Origin of the sequence: Bradyrhizobium sp. Gha (assembly GCF_900113735.1) — a bacterium.
GTDB lineage: Bacteria > Pseudomonadota > Alphaproteobacteria > Rhizobiales > Xanthobacteraceae > Bradyrhizobium.
In genome coordinates, this window is sequence record NZ_FOQM01000005.1 from 64,990 (window position 1) to 81,437 (window position 16,448).

General features: G+C 63.9%; 11 protein-coding genes and 1 riboswitch. Of the genes, 5 read left to right on the plus strand and 6 right to left on the minus strand.

Going from position 1 to position 16,448, the window contains the following annotated elements; translation table 11 throughout:
- Window positions 1-161: 161 nt before the first annotated feature.
- The 3 genes from cynS to BM222_RS09720 form a co-directional block, all read right to left on the minus strand.
- Entirely contained in the window at window positions 162-650 is a 489-nt protein-coding gene (gene cynS / locus BM222_RS09710; RefSeq protein WP_092228043.1) for a cyanase, read from the minus strand.
- Window positions 651-790: 140 nt separating this feature from the next.
- Window positions 791-2,506: a tetratricopeptide repeat protein gene (locus BM222_RS09715; RefSeq protein WP_244547076.1), complete on the minus strand. Its 1,716-nt coding sequence runs from the start codon at window positions 2,504-2,506 to the stop codon at window positions 791-793.
- 50 nt (window positions 2,507-2,556) lie between these two features.
- Complete coding sequence (locus tag BM222_RS09720; protein WP_092228044.1) at window positions 2,557-3,756, minus strand: TrmJ/YjtD family RNA methyltransferase; 1,200 nt, start codon at window positions 3,754-3,756, stop codon at window positions 2,557-2,559.
- Between the two features lie 300 nt (window positions 3,757-4,056).
- Here BM222_RS09720 and BM222_RS09725 point away from each other — a divergent pair, with 300 nt between their 5' ends.
- A complete protein-coding gene (locus BM222_RS09725; RefSeq protein ID WP_092228203.1) occupies window positions 4,057-5,784 on the plus strand; it encodes an alpha/beta hydrolase family protein in 1,728 nt (575 codons plus the stop codon).
- Between the two features lie 120 nt (window positions 5,785-5,904).
- Complete coding sequence (locus BM222_RS09730) at window positions 5,905-7,119, plus strand: NADP-dependent isocitrate dehydrogenase (protein WP_092228045.1); 1,215 nt, start codon at window positions 5,905-5,907, stop codon at window positions 7,117-7,119.
- A gap of 105 nt (window positions 7,120-7,224) precedes the next feature.
- Here the strand turns inward: BM222_RS09730 and BM222_RS43265 are convergent, their stop codons facing one another.
- Together BM222_RS43265 and alaS are read right to left on the minus strand one after the other, a co-directional pair.
- A complete protein-coding gene (locus BM222_RS43265) occupies window positions 7,225-7,383 on the minus strand; it encodes an integrase core domain-containing protein (RefSeq protein WP_143105930.1) in 159 nt (52 codons plus the stop codon).
- Between the two features lie 39 nt (window positions 7,384-7,422).
- Window positions 7,423-10,101 carry an alanine--tRNA ligase gene (gene alaS / locus BM222_RS09735; RefSeq protein WP_177243113.1) on the minus strand — a complete coding sequence of 893 codons (2,679 nt, stop codon included), beginning with the start codon at window positions 10,099-10,101 and terminating at the stop codon, window positions 7,423-7,425.
- Between the two features lie 248 nt (window positions 10,102-10,349).
- Window positions 10,350-10,438: riboswitch (glycine riboswitch) on the plus strand.
- Between the two features lie 144 nt (window positions 10,439-10,582).
- On the opposite strand from alaS, the gene gcvT reads away from it, so the two are divergent.
- From gcvT to gcvP, 3 genes are all read left to right on the plus strand, one after another.
- Window positions 10,583-11,731: a glycine cleavage system aminomethyltransferase GcvT gene (gcvT, locus tag BM222_RS09740; protein ID WP_092228047.1), complete on the plus strand. Its 1,149-nt coding sequence runs from the start codon at window positions 10,583-10,585 to the stop codon at window positions 11,729-11,731.
- 10 nt (window positions 11,732-11,741) lie between these two features.
- On the plus strand, window positions 11,742-12,110 hold the full coding sequence (gene gcvH / locus BM222_RS09745) for a glycine cleavage system protein GcvH (RefSeq protein WP_092228048.1): 369 nt from the start codon (window positions 11,742-11,744) through the stop codon (window positions 12,108-12,110).
- Between the two features lie 156 nt (window positions 12,111-12,266).
- The gene (gene gcvP, locus BM222_RS09750; protein WP_177243132.1) at window positions 12,267-15,146 is read left to right on the plus strand and encodes an aminomethyl-transferring glycine dehydrogenase; all 2,880 of its coding nucleotides are present in this window, start codon (window positions 12,267-12,269) and stop codon (window positions 15,144-15,146) included.
- A gap of 158 nt (window positions 15,147-15,304) precedes the next feature.
- Here the strand turns inward: gcvP and BM222_RS09755 are convergent, their stop codons facing one another.
- The gene (locus BM222_RS09755; protein WP_092228050.1) at window positions 15,305-16,300 is read right to left on the minus strand and encodes a hypothetical protein; all 996 of its coding nucleotides are present in this window, start codon (window positions 16,298-16,300) and stop codon (window positions 15,305-15,307) included.
- Between the last annotated feature and the right edge of the window lie 148 nt (window positions 16,301-16,448).

The following is a 16,448-nucleotide window of genomic DNA, read 5'->3' on the forward strand; positions in this document are numbered from 1 at the left end:
AGGGAGGGGGGTGCCACACGGGGACTCTATCAGTAGGGGCACCCACTCGCGATCCATGATCAACAATCAGTACTTTTTCCGGGCTACCCCTCTCCCTAGCCCTCCCCCACAAGGGGGGAGGGAACGCACCTTTGTCGGGGCGCTGGATGAGTCTCGTCGCCTCACTCTTCCCTGAAGCCATACTCCGGCACGTTGCCGCTGGCGCCGTAATATTTGTACGGCAGGAATTTGCCGGACATCGTGATCTTGACGCGGTCGCCCTTGGGGTTGGCGACGCGCTCGATGCCCATGTCGAAGTCGATCGCCGACATGATGCCGTCGCCGAATTCCTCCTCGATCAGCGCCTTCCAGGCCGGGCCGTTCACCATCACCATCTCGTAGAAACGGTAGATCAGCGGATCGGTCGGCGGCATCGGCGTGCCGGTGCCGCGCATCGGCACCTCGTTGAGCATCGCAGTCTCCGCCTTGGTCAGGCCGAACAGCTCGGCAGCGTTGGCGGCTTGTGGTTTTGTGAGTTTCATCTGGCCCATGATCGCGCCAACGATCAGCACCTCGGAATAGCCGCCGATCTTTTCGCAGATATGTTTCCAGCTCCAGCCCTTCTCACGTTTGATGTCGAGCAGCTTCTCGGTGAGGTCTTCGCGTTTCATGTCAGGTCTCCCTTGGGCAGGCATTGTGATGGGCCTGCCGCTTCGGGAGGCACGAAACGTGCCAAGGCTTAGGGGTTGACACCGGCTCGCGCCTCACACAAGCGGCCTTGCTCACCCTCCGAGATCTTGCGTGATTGCACTCAGCGGCTCGCTCGCAGCGCAGCAAGCTCGAAGTCGGCAGCGGGCTTCTCGATGAAGGTCTTCGGACATTCGGCTGCAGCCTGTTCGAACAGCTTCAACGCCTCGTCCCTGGAGCCGCGCTGCAAAGCTAATTCGGCAGTATAGAAATTGGCTTCGCAGACCTGCCCTTTTTTCTTCCTGGGGTCGGCGTCGTCGGCAGCGCCGAGCACTTGCTCCGCCGTCATCGTACCGAGAAAGAGATTGACGATCGGCGCGGGCCATTGCGTCGCGTCGAGCTGCTTGGCAGCCTCGCCCAGCTGGCTCGGTTGGTTACTGCGCTTGGCAACAATTTCGCGCCATAGGATGGCATAGGCATATTTTGGATTGAGCTGCCTCGCCTGATCGAAGTCGGCCAGCGATTTTGTGAATGATGCAATCTGCCAATAGAGTCTTCCGCGATGGAAATAGGCGCGGGCATCCTTGGGATCGATTTGCACCAGCTGATCGTAGTCCGCAAGCGAGCGCTCGAAGTCCTTTTTGGCCTTGTACGCGTTGGCACGGAGCCCGAAGGCATCCTTGTCCTTGGGACTAAGGCGGATCACTTCATCGTAGTCTGCGATCGCACGGTCGAGGTCGCCTTTCGCCTGGTAGGCCGCTCCCCGAGCGCGGAGCAGAGGGCCGTCCCCCGAAGCAAGTGCCATTGAGTCGCCACCGACGGACGTGGAGATGGGCTCATTCTCCTGACCTTGAACCTGAACCTGCCGATCGTCTCGGTTTTCTTGCTCCTGATGTGCCAGCTGGATGGCCTGGTCGTAATCGGCAATGGCGTGATCGTAATCGCCCTTTTGAGCATAGGCGACACCACGGCAGCCGTAGACAAATCGGCTTCGCGGGTTCAGCTCGATGATACGGTCATAGTCGGCGATGGCGCGATCGAACTCGCCCAATTGGGAAAAGGACGCAGCTCGGAAGTAGTAGAAATACTCCTTCCTTGCCTTGATCGGCATCGTTTGATCGAGCGCGGCCAATGCGCGCTCCCTGTCGCCCTTGGCGAAGTAAACCCGGCCGCGGCACAATTGGCCGCCGCCGGTTTCCGGGCTGATCTCGGCCGCCCGGTCACAGTCGGCCATGGCCCGATCCAGATCGCCCTTGCGGAGATAGGCGAGACCTCGGTCGACATGGACGATGACATTGTCCGGATGGACCAGAAGGGCTTGATCATAATCAGCGATGGCGCGCCCAAAATCTCCCTTCGATTGATAGATTCGGGCACGCCCGAGATGGGCGTATACGGACTTGGGATCGAGCTCGACGACTTTGTCGTAGTCCGCAAGCGCAGCGTCGGTTTCTCGCCTCTCGCTATGCGCAAAGGCTCGCTGAAGACGGGCGTTCAAATTGCCTGGATCGTGCTCGATGATCTGATCGTAATCGGCGATGGCAAGGCCGGGCTGGCCATTTTGACGGTAAAGCATGGCGCGGCGAAAGTGCGTCATGATAACGCTTTGCTGCATGGTAGTTGCCGCCTGAATCAAAGCGGTGCAGCCCGCGATGCGGTCATCGAGTGCAATGCTGACGGGGGTGTAGCACTTGGCATTCAAGGGCATTTCGGCGCGAGCACATGATATGCCGAACAAGATCGTCAGCGCCAACGCGCTTCCGCCTGCTGCCGCGCCAATGACAGCACGCCCTGTCATTCCAATCATGCCGTCCCCAACCGAATTTCCGGCCACTGTCATAGCAACCAACCAAGCTTCTGCACAGCCCTTGGTTGCGACATGCGCTTGAGCTAGGTCATCTGCTCCACCATCCCCTGCAGCCGCACCAGCTCCGCCTCGAGATCGCGCTCCACATCCACGGCGCGAATATCGATCACCCGGTAATCCCGCGCCTCGAGCCAGGTCCGCCGTGAGGCGCGGTCGGCCGCAATCGTCTCGCCCTCGCCGGGGTTGACCAGCTCGATCGCGATCCGGTGCGGGAAGGAGACGAAGTCGGAGATGTGGCGTCCGACCGGGGTCTGCCGCTTGAACCGACCGGCAAAGCGGCGGTCGCGCGTCAGGGCCTGCCACAGCAGGCGCTCGGCGTCGGTCGGGTTGCGGCGAAGCAGGCGCGCGAGGCCGCGCACCGTGGAGCCGCTGTCGGGCACGCCGCCGCCCTGCCCGTGCTCGGCCAAGAGCGCGCGCAGGCGCGTCGCCTGCTCACCGTCAAGCACGCCGCCCTTGGCCGGGCCCTTGCGTCCTTCCGCGATCGCCATCACCACCCCGTGGAGCGTGTGCATGTCCTGCTTGGTCGGCTCCATCCGGCTGAAGATGTTGCGCAGGTTGACGAGCATGGTGTCGCGCTTCTCGGCCGGGCGCAGGAATTCGACCCGGTCGAGCTCGCGGACGAGGTTATCGAAGAAGGCCTGCATCTGGTGCTGCGAGGCGCGCTCGGAGCGCTCCGGCATGGCATGAGGAAGCGCGCCCGCCGTCATCAGCTTGAACCATTCATAGCCGACCAGCAGCACCGCCTGGGCAAGGTTGAGCGAGGCAAAGCCCGGATTGACCGGGAAGGTGATGATGCGGTTGGAAAGCCCGACCTCCTCGTTGGTCAGGCCCCAGCGCTCCCGGCCGAACAGGATCCCGGCCTTGCCGCCGTTCGCAACATGCCCTGAGATCTCGGCGGCGGCGGCCTCCGGCCCGACCACAGGCTTGGCCTGGTCGTGGGGGCGTGCCGTGGTGGCGAACAACAAATCGAGATCGGCGACGGCCTGCTCGACCGTGTCGAACAGTTCGGCCTTTTCCAGAATGGGGTCGGCGCCGGCGGCGGCGCGTTGTGCCGCGATGTTGGGCCAGCCGTCGCGCGGGTTGACGATGCGCAGGGCGCTCAGGGCAAAGTTGCCCATGGCGCGTGCGGCCATGCCGATGTTTTCGCCGAGCTGCGGCTCGACCAGGATCACGATGGGACCGTCGAGGGCGAGCCCAACCTTGGTCTTGTCGGTGCCGGACATCTCATTCCACTTTCTGTTTCAGCTTGCGTCTCGTTCCGCTTCGGAAAGCCCCTGAACCTCTGTCTGAAGACGCTGATCCAAGTCTTCATCGGAGGCCCGCCGCCCGCCTTCCGTGCGGCGCAATTTCTTGAGCGGAGATAACAGGGTTAGCGGCGTTTGCGAAACCGCAATCGCACCTCAATTGGGGACGGTTTCACCGCCCGGCTTGCGCGCGCTTTGCTTTCGGATATGGCTATCAAGCACAACCAAAGCGAAGCCGAAAGGCCGAAGCCGAAGCAACAATTGAGTGGGGGGATGGCGATGCTGAGCCGATGGAAATTGGCGCTTCTGGGACTGGTCTTGATCGCGGTGGGCGGTTTCATCGCCCATCTGACGCAGACCGCAGGCGGCATCCGGATCCAGGATGTCAGGTTCAAGGGCGCCAAGGGCAACACCATGAGTGCCCTGCTCTACATCCCTGCCAATGCCACCGCGCAAACCCCGGCACCCGGTGTCCTCGCCGTCCACGGCTACATCAACTCGCGCGAGACCCAGGACGGCTTCGCCATCGAATTCGCCCGCCGCGGCTATGTCGTGCTGGCACTGGACCAGACCGGCCACGGCTATAGCGACCCGCCCGCCTTCGCCAACGGCTTCGGCGGCCCTGACGGCCTCGCCTATCTGCGCGGCCTCGACATGGTGGACAAGGCCAATATCGGCCTCGAGGGTCACTCGATGGGCGGCTGGACAGTGCTGGCCGCAGCTACCGCGATGCCTGACGGCTACAAGTCGATGGTGCTGGAGGGCTCCTCCACCGGCAAGCCCTTCGCAGCCGACGGCACCCCGAACTGGCCCCGCAATGTGGCGCTGGTGTTTGCCCAGTACGAGGAATTCTCCACCCTGATGTGGGGTGTCGATGTTGCCCGCGATGTCACCAAGAGCCCCAAGCTGTGGGCGATGTTCGGCACGCAGGGGCCGGTCGAGCCGGGCAAGGTCTATGGCGATCCGGCGGCCGGAACGGCGCGCGTGCTCTACACCCCCGCGATGACGCACCCGGCCGAACACATCTCGCATGAAGCGATCGGCTACAGCCTCGACTGGTTCGCCAAGACACTGCAGGGCGGCACCAAGCTGCCGGCCGACGACCAGATCTGGTTCCGGAAAGAACTCGGCACGCTCATTTCGTTCGTCGGCTTTGTCGTGCTGTTGATCGGCACTTTCGATGGCCTGCTGGAAGCGCCGATGTTCTCCCGTCTGCGCCTGCCCGCTGTCCCCGACGGCACCATGCCGCCACATCACGCCGCCACCGGCAGGCGCTGGACCGCCGCGCTCATCCTCTCCGCGCTCATCCCGGCGCTGACCTACTACCCGGCCTTTGCACTGGGCGGCAGCTTCGTGACGCCGTCCGCGTTCCTGCCGCAGGGCGTTACCAACCAGATCCTGGTCTGGGCCATCATCAACGGCCTGATCACGCTGGCGCTCATGGGCTTGGCACCGAAGCGCAAGGGCCGGGCCGGGCTGCTCGGCCAGTCGCTCGTGATTGCGGTCGCCTCGGTCGCAGTTGGCTACGCCGCGCTGTGGCTCGCCGACCTCGCCTTCAAGATCGACTTCCGCTTCTGGATCGTCGCGCTGAAGTTGATGAACCCGAAGCAGGTCCTGATCTTCCTGATCTATCTGATTCCGTTCACGGCGTTTTTCGTGGTGGCGCTGCACGTGCTGCACCGGAATTTCTCGACCATGGAGGCGCCGCGGCTCGCACTCTATCTGACCAACATCCTGGCGCTGACGTTGGGCTTCATCGTGCTGCTGGTCCTGCAATATGGCACGCTGTGGCTGACCGGAAAGCTGTTCAACCCGCTGCCCGATCCCGGCTTCGTGCCGCTCTCGACCATCGTCGCGATCCAGTTCGTGCCGCTGCTCGCCATCGTCGCCGTGATCGCCACTTTCACCTGGCGGCGGACCGGATCGAGCCTGCCAGGCGCCCTGATCTCAGGCCTGTTCGTGACCTGGTACATCGTGGCCGGCACGGCCACCCAGGCTGCCTTCTAGAAGGGCTGATCCCGGCGAAAAGATGGGCTGAAAGTGCATAACCGCTCCGCTTTCGCCCGCCTCCGGGCGGTGCTATAGCGCGGGAGATTTCCACCAGTTCCCAAGAAGGCTTCTCCGATCATGGCAAAAATCAAGGTATCCAATCCCGTCGTCGAGCTCGATGGCGACGAGATGACCCGGATCATCTGGCAGTACATCAAGGACAAGCTGATCAACCCCTTCCTGGATGTCGAGCTGCAATATTTCGACCTGGGCATGGAGCACCGCGACCACACCAACGATCAGGTGACCATCGACGCCGCCGAGGCGATCAAGAAGGTCGGCGTCGGCGTCAAATGCGCCACCATCACCCCTGATGAGGCCCGGGTGAAGGAGTTCAACCTCAAGCAGATGTGGAAGTCGCCGAACGGCACCATCCGCAACATCCTCGGCGGCGTGATCTTCCGCGAGCCGATCATCTGCAAGAACGTGCCGCGCCTGGTTCCCGGCTGGACCAAGCCGATCATCATCGGCCGCCATGCCTATGGCGACCAGTACCGCGCCACCGACATCAAGTTCCCGGGCAAGGGCACCCTCTCGCTGAAGTTCGTCGGCGAGGACGGCACCGTGATCGAGAAGGAAGTGTTCAAGGCTCCCGGCGCCGGCGTCGCCATGGAGATGTACAATCTCGACGACTCCATCATCGACTTCGCCCGCGCCTCCTTCAACTACGGCCTGCTGCGCGGATACCCGGTCTATCTCTCGACCAAGAACACGATTCTGAAGGTCTATGACGGCCGCTTCAAGGACATCTTCCAGGAGATCTTCGACAAGGAGTTCAAGAAGGAGTTCGACGCCAAGGGCCTGACCTACGAGCACCGGCTGATCGACGACATGGTGGCCTCGGCGCTGAAATGGTCCGGCGGCTATGTCTGGGCCTGCAAGAACTACGACGGCGACGTGCAGTCCGACACGGTCGCACAGGGCTACGGCTCGCTCGGCCTGATGACCTCGGTGCTGCTCACCCCCGACGGCAAGACCGTCGAAGCGGAAGCTGCCCACGGCACGGTGACCCGTCACTACCGCGAGCACCAGAAGGGCAAGGAGACCTCGACCAACTCCATCGCGTCGATCTTCGCCTGGACCCGTGGCCTTGCCCACCGCGCCAAGCTCGACAACAATCCCGAGCTCGCGAAGTTCGCGACCACGCTGGAGAAGGTCTGCGTCGACACCGTCGAGGAAGGCTACATGACGAAGGACCTCGCGCTGCTGGTCGGCGCCGATCAGCGCTGGCTCTCGACCACCGGCTTCCTCGACAAGGTCGCTGACAACCTTGTGAAGGCGCTGGCGGCGTAAGCTGCCTCCCCCGTCATTGCGAGCGAAGCGAAGCAATCCAGACTGTCCCGGCGGAGGGACACTGGATTGCTTCGTCGCTTCGCTCCTCGCAATTGTGCATGTTCACTAATTCGCTGATCGAGAAGTTTCGGTTTTGGCGGCGGCAAAATCCTTTGGAGACTTGCTGCCAAGGGCCTGATGGGGCCTGAAGTTGTTGTAGTGGACGATACATTCGAAGAGCTCGTTGGCGAAGTGATCGAGGTTTCGCCCTACTCGGCCGAGTATGTTTTCCTGAAGAAGAGCTGAGGAACGCGACGCAGGCGCCTAAGCGCCTGCCATCGCTTTTTCGATCGCCATCAGCGCCTCGGTCGCCTTGGCGCCGTCGGGGCCACCGGCCTGCGCCATGTCGGGCCGGCCGCCGCCGCCCTTGCCGCCGAGCGCTTCGGAGGCAACGCGCACCAGGCTCACGGCATTGAAGCGCGCGGTCAGGTCCGCGGTGACGCCGACCACGACGCCGGCCTTGCCGTCTTCGGTGACGCCGACGATGGCGACCACGCCGGAGCCGATCTGCTTCTTGGCCTCGTCGGCAAGGCTCTTGAGATCCTTCATCTCGATGCCCTGAACCGCGCGCGCCATCAGCTTGACGCCACCGACCTCGCGCACGCTGGACGCCGCGCCGCCACCGGCGGACGCGCCGCCGCCCATCGCCAGCTTCTTGCGGGCATCGGAGAGTTCACGCTCGAGCTTCTTGCGCTCCTCCATCAGCGCGGTGATGCGCGCCGGAACGTCGTCGATCGAGGTGCGCAGTTCGCTCGCTGCGGTCTTCGCCAGCGCCATGGTCTCGTTGGCATGCCGGCGGGCGTAATTGCCGGTCAGCGCCTCGATGCGGCGCACGCCTGACGCCACCGCGCTCTCGCCGGTCAGCGTGATCAGGCCGATATCGCCGGTGCGCCGCACATGGGTGCCGCCGCAGAGCTCGACCGACCAGCCGAGCGCATTGGCGCCGCGCTCGCGCGCAGTCTTGCCCATCGAGACGACGCGAACCTCGTCGCCGTATTTCTCGCCGAACAGCGCACGCGCGCCGGCCTCGCGAGCCTCGTCGACGCCCATCACGCGCGTCGTGACCTCGTCATTCTCCAGCACCACGTCGTTGGCGATGTCCTCGACGCGGGCGAGCTCCTCCGCCGTGATCGGTTTCGGATGCACGAAGTCGAAGCGCAAACGATCCGGCGCCACCATCGAGCCGCGCTGGGCGATGTGGTCGCCGAGCACCTGGCGCAGCGCCTCATGGATGAGATGCGTCGCCGAGTGATGCGCGCGGATCGACGAGCGCCTGGAATGATCGACCTCGAGCTGCAGCGCCGTGCCGACCTTCAGCTCGCCGCTCTCCAATGTGCCGACGTGAACGAAGAAATCGCCGAGCTTCTTCTGCGTGTCGGTGACGCGGAATTTGACCCCGCCCTCGCCCGTCAGCACGCCGGTGTCGCCGACCTGGCCGCCTGATTCCGCATAAAACGGCGTCTGGTTCAGCACGATCGCGCCGGTCTCACCGGCCTTGAGGGCCGCGACCTCCGCACCGTCCTTCACCAGCGCGGAGACCACGCCTTCGGCGCTCTCGGTCTCGTAGCCCAGAAATTCCGTCGCCCCGAGCTTCTCGCGCAGCGGAAACCAGATCGCTTCGGAAGCCGCTTCGCCCGATCCCTTCCAGGACTCGCGCGCCTTGGCCTTTTGCCGCTCCATCGCGTCGGTGAAGGCGGATTGATCCACACCGATGCCGCGCGACTTCAGCGCGTCCTGGGTCAGGTCCAGCGGGAAGCCGTAGGTGTCATAGAGCGTGAAGGCGACATCACCGTCGAACATGTCGCCCTTCTTCAACGACGCGCTCTTCTCGTCGAGAATGGCAAGGCCCCGCGACAGCGTCTTGCGGAAGCGGGTCTCTTCCAGCCGCAGCGTTTCCTCGATCAAATTTTCCGCGCGCATCAAATCGGGATAGGCCTGGCCCATCTCGCGGACCAGCGCCCAGACCAGGCGATGCATCAGCGGCTCTTTCGCCCCGAGCAGCTGCGCATGGCGCATGGCGCGACGCATGATCCGGCGCAGCACATAGCCGCGGCCCTCGTTCGAGGGCAGCACGCCATCCGCGACCAGGAAGGCGGAGGAGCGTAAGTGGTCGGCGATGACGCGGAACGAGGCGACGGTCTGCTCGTTCGGCCCGCTGCCGAGCGCCGACGCAGTCGCGTCGATCAAGTGACGGAACAGATCGGTCTCGAACACGCTGTCGACACCCTGCATGATGCAGGCCATGCGCTCGAGGCCCATGCCGGTGTCGATCGAGGGGCGCGGCAGATCCACGCGCTCCTCCTTCGTCACCTGCTCATATTGCATGAACACGAGATTCCAGAATTCGAGGAAGCGGTCGCCATCCTCCTCAGGAGAACCCGGAGGGCCACCCCAGATATGGTCGCCGCGATCGATGAAGATCTCCGAGCACGGGCCGCACGGGCCGGTGTCGCCCATCGCCCAGAAATTGTCCGAGGTCGGAATGCGGATGATGCGGTCGTCCGAGAACCCGGCGATCTTCTTCCAGAGCCCGTGCGCCTCGTCGTCGGTGTGGTAGACGGTGACGAGCAGCTTGCCCTTGTCGAGGCCGAAATCCTTCGTGATCAGCTTCCAGGCCAGCTCGATCGCGCGCTCCTTGAAATAGTCGCCGAACGAGAAATTGCCGAGCATCTCGAAGAAGGTGAGATGGCGCGCGGTGTAGCCGACGTTGTCGAGGTCGTTGTGCTTGCCGCCGGCGCGCACGCATTTCTGCGACGTCGTGGCGCGCTGGTAGGGCCGCTTCTCGACGCCGGTGAACACGTTCTTGAACTGCACCATGCCGGCATTGGTGAACATCAACGTCGGATCGTTGCGCGGGACCAATGGCGAGGACGACACGATCTCGTGGCCGTTCTCGGCAAAGAAGTTCAGAAAGGTCGACCTGATCTCGTTGACGCCGCTCATGTTCATCCAATCGGGTGTGCTTGGACCCGTAAATCCGCCATCCAAACCTCTTGATTTGGGCTGATATCTGCGGGCCACAGCGCTTTTAGACAAGGCCAGCTTCGCTGTCCAGAAACTGTGCAAGCAGATGTGCAGGCAGATCAGAGGCTTGCCGCAGGCGCGTCATCCCCTTCGCAATCCCTTTGGAAAGCCGCAAGGGGCGCGTTGACAGGCTTGGCCGGGCTGTGGTCTGTACCCATCTGTATCGTACGGCCACGTCGGGAGAGACCGGCTTCACTGCCGGCGCCGAAGGAGCAACCGCCCCGGAAACTCTCAGGCAAAAGGACCGCGTGGCTTTGACGACATCTGGAAAGAGGCGCCGACGGGCATAAGCCCGGACCGCGTCCGCCGACGGGATAATACTCTCAGGCACAGCGACAGATGGGGCTTCGACTGGTGTCCCAGGGGAATCGTCCCCGGGGAACCGCCGAGGGCCCCCGTGATGCTTGCGTCGGACGACAAGAAATCCCCGAAACGTACACCCCTTTACGACCTGCACGTGTCGCTCGGCGGCAAGATGGTGCCGTTTGCGGGTTATGACATGCCCGTGCAGTATCCCGCAGGGGTGCTGAAAGAGCATCTCCATACCCGCACCCAAGCCGGCCTGTTCGACGTCTCCCATATGGGCCAGATCGCGCTTCGGCCGAAATCCGGCAAGGTTGAGGACGCCGCCCGCGCGCTGGAACGGCTGGTGCCGCAGGATGTCCTGGCGATCGCGCCGGGACGGCAGCGCTACGCCCAGTTCACCAATGAAGACGGCGGGATCCTCGACGATCTGATGGTCGCGAATTTCGGCGATCATTTGTTTCTGGTGGTCAATGCCGCCTGCAAGGCCGAGGACGAGGCGCATCTGCGCGCGAACCTGTCCGAGACCTGCATCATCGATTCGCTTGCCGAGCGCGCGCTGATCGCGTTGCAAGGCCCGAAAGCCGAGTCAGCGCTGGCGAAACTATGTGCAGAGGCGCCCGCCATGAAGTTCATGGACGCCGGTCCGCACAATGTTGCCGGCATCAAGTGCTTCGTGTCGCGCTCCGGCTACACAGGGGAAGACGGTTTCGAGATTTCGGTCCCTGCGGCCGACGCCGAAAGGCTCGCCAAGACGCTGCTCGAAAACCCCGACGTGATGCCGATCGGCTTGGGTGCCCGCGACAGCCTGCGGCTGGAAGCCGGGCTCTGCCTCTACGGCCATGATATCGACACCGAAACCACGCCGGTCGAGGCTGCACTGGAATGGTCGGTGCAGAAAAGCCGCCGCACCGGCGGCGCGCGCGCCGGCGGCTTTCCCGGCGCCGAGAAGATTCTCGCGGATTTCGATCACGGCGCATCCCGCCGCCGCGTCGGCCTGCGCGCCGAGGGCCGCGCGCCGGTGCGTGAAGGCGCGCTGCTGTTCGCCGACAGCGCGGACGGTGGTCCGATCGGAAAGGTCACCTCGGGCGGGTTCGGCCCGAGCCTGAATGCGCCCGTCGCGATGGGTTATGTGCCCACGAGCCTGAGCGCGCTCGACACCAAGCTCTTTGCGGAAGTGCGCGGGCAACGCCTGCCGCTCGCCGTCGCCGCCATGCCCTTCGTGAAAAACACCTACAAACGCTGAGGACAACAAAATGACCACGACGCTGTACACCTCCGACCATGAATGGCTGGCGATCGACGGCGATGTCGCAACCGTCGGGATCACCGATTACGCGCAGTCGCAACTCGGCGACGTCGTGTTCGTCGAATTGCCCAAGGTCGGCCGCACCCTGAAGAAGGCCGAAGCCGCCGCCGTGGTGGAATCGGTAAAGGCCGCCTCCGACGTCTACGCGCCCATCTCGGGCGAAGTGCTCGAGACCAACGAGGCGCTCGCCGCGGAGCCCGCGCTGGTGAACTCGGACGCGCAAGCCGCGGCCTGGTTCTTCAAGATCAAAATTGCCGACAAGAGCGAGCTTGGCGGCCTCATGGATGAAGCCGCCTACAAGGCCCACACGGCGTGAGATGACGAGAACGGCCGCCCCATACTCGGTGTCATCACCCGCGAAAGCGGGTGATCCAGTACGCCGCGGCTTCTCGGTTCCAACGCTGACGCCTGCGTTTACTGGGTGCCCCGCCTTCGCGGGGCACGACAAAGAGATCTAAAGCGAGGACCCATGATGACCGCGCACCGCAAATCCAATGGCGAGACCACCCCTTTCGTTCGCCGCCACATCGGCCCATCGGCGCGCGACGTCACCGCAATGCTCGAGACTGTCGGCGCCAAGAGCGTCGACGCGCTGATGGCGGAAACGCTGCCGGCCTCGATCAGGCAGGCCGCTCCGCTCGATCTCGGCAAGCCCTTGAGCGAGACCGAGGCGATCGCGCATATGGCTGAGCTCGCTCGTCAGAACCAGGTGTTCACCTCGCTGATCGGCCAGGGCTATTCCGGCACGATCCTGCCCGCGGTGATCCAGCGCAACATTCTGGAGAACCCGGCCTGGTACACGGCCTACACGCCCTACCAGCCCGAGATCAGCCAGGGCCGGCTCGAAGCGCTGTTCAACTTCCAGACCATGATCTGCGACCTCACCGGGCTCGATGTCGCCAACGCCTCGCTGCTCGATGAGGCGACCGCGGCGGCCGAAGCGATGGCGCTGGCGGAGCGGCATTCGAAGGTCGAAGCAAAGGCCTTCTTCGTCGACAAGGACGTGCATCCGCAGACGCTGGCTGTGATGCGCACGCGCGCCGAACCGCTCGGCTGGACTCTGGTCGTCGGCGATCCGCTCACCGATCTCGACACGGCCGACGTGCTCGGCGCGCTGCTGCAATATCCGGGAAGCTCGGGCGCGGTGCGCGACATCAGGCCCGCGATCGCGGCGCTGAAGACCAAGGGCGCGCTCGCGATCGTTGCCGCTGATCTGCTGGCACTGACGCTGCTCGCCTCGCCCGGCGAGTTAGGGGCCGACATCGCCGTCGGCTCGGCGCAGCGCTTTGGCGTGCCGATGGGCTATGGCGGGCCGCACGCGGCCTATATGGCGGTGCGCGATGCGCTGAAGCGCTCGTTGCCTGGCCGCATCGTCGGCCTTTCCGTCGATTCACGCGGGATGCCTGCCTATCGCCTGGCTCTGCAGACGCGCGAGCAGCACATCCGCCGCGAGAAGGCGACCTCCAACATCTGCACCGCGCAGGTGCTGCTCGCCGTGATCGCCTCCATGTATGCGGTCTATCACGGCCCCGAGGGGCTCGGGCAGATCGCGCGCAATGTGCATCGTCGCACCGCCGTGCTCGCCAGCGGCCTGCGCAAGCTCGGCTTCGCACCGCAGTCCGAAAGCTTCTTCGACACGCTCAGCGTCGATGCCGGCGCCAAACGTGCCGAGATCATCGCGCGCGCGGCGGCCGAGAAGATCAATCTCGGCGTCGGTGAGACCAACTTGCGCATCGCGCTCGACGAGACCACCACGCCTGCGACTGTGGAAGCGGTCTGGCGTGCCTTCGGCGGGCAATTGTCCTACGCCGAAATCGATGCCACGACGCACGAGGCGCTGCCGGACACGCTGAAGCGTACGACCGCGTTCCTCACCCATCCGGTATTCCACGCGCATCGCTCGGAAACCGAGATGCTGCGCTATATGCGCAAGCTCAGCGATCGCGACCTCGCGCTCGACCGCGCGATGATTCCGCTCGGCTCCTGCACGATGAAGCTGAACGCGACGACTGAAATGATGCCGCTGACCTGGCCGGAATTCGGCAGCCTGCACCCGTTCGCCCCGCACGAGCAGGCCAAGGGCTATCACGCGCTGTTCGCGCGGCTGGAAAAATGGCTCTGCGACATCACCGGCTACGACGCCATCTCGCTGCAGCCGAACTCAGGCGCGCAAGGCGAGTATGCCGGACTTCTGGCTATCCGGGGTTATCATGCCGCGCGCGGAGAAAGCCATCGCAAGATCTGCCTGATCCCCTCATCCGCCCACGGCACCAACCCGGCCTCGGCCGCGATGGTCGGCATGGATGTCGTGGTGGTGGCCTGCGAAGCCAATGGCGACGTCGACGTCAATGATCTCCGCGCCAAGGCCGAGAAGCATTCCAAGGATCTCGCCGCTGTGATGATCACCTATCCCTCGACGCATGGCGTGTTCGAGGAGCACATCAGCGAGATCTGCGACATCGTGCACGGCCATGGCGGCCAGGTGTATCTCGACGGCGCCAACCTCAACGCACAGGTCGGATTGTCCCGGCCCGGCGATTACGGTGCCGACGTCAGCCATCTCAATCTGCACAAGACCTTCTGCATTCCGCATGGCGGCGGCGGCCCCGGCATGGGCCCGATCGGCGTCAAGGCGCATCTTAAGCCGTTCCTGCCAGGTCATCCTGAAAATCGTCACCCCGCGACGAGCGCGGAAGCCCCGGTCGGCCCGGTTTCGGCCGCCCCGTTCGGCTCCGCCTCGATCCTGACCATCTCCTACATCTACATCCTGATGATGGGCGGCGAAGGCTTGAAGCGCGCGACCGAGATCGCGATCCTCAACGCCAACTACGTCGCCGCACGGCTCGATGCGCACTTCCCGGTGCTCTACAAGAACGCCAGGGGACGCGTCGCGCATGAATGCATCGTCGACCCCCGTCCGCTGAAGACGAGTTCGGGAGTCACCGTCGACGACATCGCCAAGCGCCTGATCGATTACGGCTTCCATGCGCCGACCATGAGCTTCCCGGTGCCGGGCACGCTGATGATGGAGCCGACGGAGTCGGAATCCAAGGCCGAGCTGGATCGCTTTTGCGATGCCATGATCGCGATCCGGAAAGAGATTGCCGAGGTCGAGGCCGGCCGCTTCAAGATCGAGGCATCGCCGCTGCGCCACGCCCCGCACACGGTGCACGACATCGCCGATGACGATTGGAAGCGCGCCTATGGCCGCAGCGAAGGCTGCTTCCCCGATGGCGTCTCGCGCACCGACAAATATTGGTGCCCGGTGGGCCGCGTCGACAACGTCTATGGCGATCGCAATCTGGTGTGCTCCTGCCCGCCGGTGAGCGACTACGCGCAAGCGGCGGAGTAGTTATCGCAGGGTGAGTTAGCAGGCGGCTGCGCGAAGCAGTCCGCTCGCGTAACCCACCATTTCTGCTTCGGCCGAAACGAACAGCGGTGGGTTACGCCGTGCAAGCTGCGCTTCGCGCAGCCGCAAGGCTAACCCACCCTACGGCACCGAGCGTGCAGCTAAGGCGCAACCAACAATCGGCTTTCGCGATCCCACCGCCAGAGCCGTTCGCTGGTCAGAAGCGTGCCACCCCACCAGCGCCGAAGCGGATTGTGACGCCGGAAATCCTCTCGGCCCTCCAGAACGGCTTGGCCAAACTCCGTCAGCGACAGGCGGCTTCGGCGATAGGCGGCGTTGCGCCCTCGCGCATCGTGCCGAGCGAGTGTCGCGAGTTTTGGGTCGAGGCCTGATATCGCCGGAATCGGACCGGATGCGAGCCCTTCGAGCAGCGGTCCAAGCTCCCATTGGTCGAATACGCGCGTGTCGAGCAGCCCGCCCGGCTGAAACAGCTCCTTGGTTCGGTTGTGGCCCCGTGCGATCAGGTCGAGAAGCCGCGCTTCCGTCGCGCCCAATCCGGTGACCGGCGACGGCAGTTCCGCCAGCAAGTCCTCCATGGCCCGATTGAGGAAGGGCTGGCTGGGGAAATCCCCGCCGAGCAGTCCGACACAAAGCTCCGGCGTTGGTGCGCGATACGCTTCCCAGGCAATGCGGGCGGCCTCGAAGTCGCACTCCGTAACATCGAACTCCCGCACGGCATGATCGCGGAGCCTGGCACTGTCTGCTCCAAGCAAATCGAAATCGACACATCGGAGCTTGAGACGCTCGGCGGCATATGGCTGGGATCTGAGATAGTCGAGGATCCAGATCAGCTGCAATTGATTGTTCGGGCTGGGATCGAACCACAGCTCGATGAGATCGACGCCATAGGCCTTGCAGAACCAGACCAATCCGAGATTCTTGTGCGCGAGACCCGTCTGGGAGGACCGTTTCACGAGGTCGGACCAATGCACCTCCGGATCGCGTGGGTACATGCGACCTCCGAGATATTGATCAAGATGATGCGACGTCGGCAGCGGCCCCGAAACAAAGCGAAAGATGAGGGGCGCGACCATGTCGGCTGGATTCGCCGGGACGAGGCCAACACCGGACGAACTCGTCAGGATTACACGCTTCATGGCCCCGGCGCCCTACTCCCAGGCGAGACGCAGTCGCTTCCCAAAATTGATATGGAGCAATCCATATCAGGCAGGTGCAACCAATAATCGGCTTTCGCGATCGCTTCGCCAGAGCCTTTCGGTGGCCAGAAGCATGCCGCCCCACCAG

Coding starts and splice junctions, on each gene's coding strand:
- BM222_RS09755 (WP_092228050.1), bottom strand. CDS start 16,300: ATGAAGCGTGTAATCCTGACGAGTTCGTCCGGTGTTGGCCTCGTCCCG.
- BM222_RS09725 (WP_092228203.1), top strand. CDS start 4,057: ATGCTGAGCCGATGGAAATTGGCGCTTCTGGGACTGGTCTTGATCGCG.
- cynS (WP_092228043.1), bottom strand. CDS start 650: ATGAAACGCGAAGACCTCACCGAGAAGCTGCTCGACATCAAACGTGAG.
- alaS (WP_177243113.1), bottom strand. CDS start 10,101: ATGAGCGGCGTCAACGAGATCAGGTCGACCTTTCTGAACTTCTTTGCC.
- gcvP (WP_177243132.1), top strand. CDS start 12,267: ATGACCGCGCACCGCAAATCCAATGGCGAGACCACCCCTTTCGTTCGC.
- gcvH (WP_092228048.1), top strand. CDS start 11,742: ATGACCACGACGCTGTACACCTCCGACCATGAATGGCTGGCGATCGAC.
- BM222_RS09730 (WP_092228045.1), top strand. CDS start 5,905: ATGGCAAAAATCAAGGTATCCAATCCCGTCGTCGAGCTCGATGGCGAC.
- BM222_RS09715 (WP_244547076.1), bottom strand. CDS start 2,506: ATGACAGTGGCCGGAAATTCGGTTGGGGACGGCATGATTGGAATGACA.
- BM222_RS09720 (WP_092228044.1), bottom strand. CDS start 3,756: ATGTCCGGCACCGACAAGACCAAGGTTGGGCTCGCCCTCGACGGTCCC.
- gcvT (WP_092228047.1), top strand. CDS start 10,583: ATGCTTGCGTCGGACGACAAGAAATCCCCGAAACGTACACCCCTTTAC.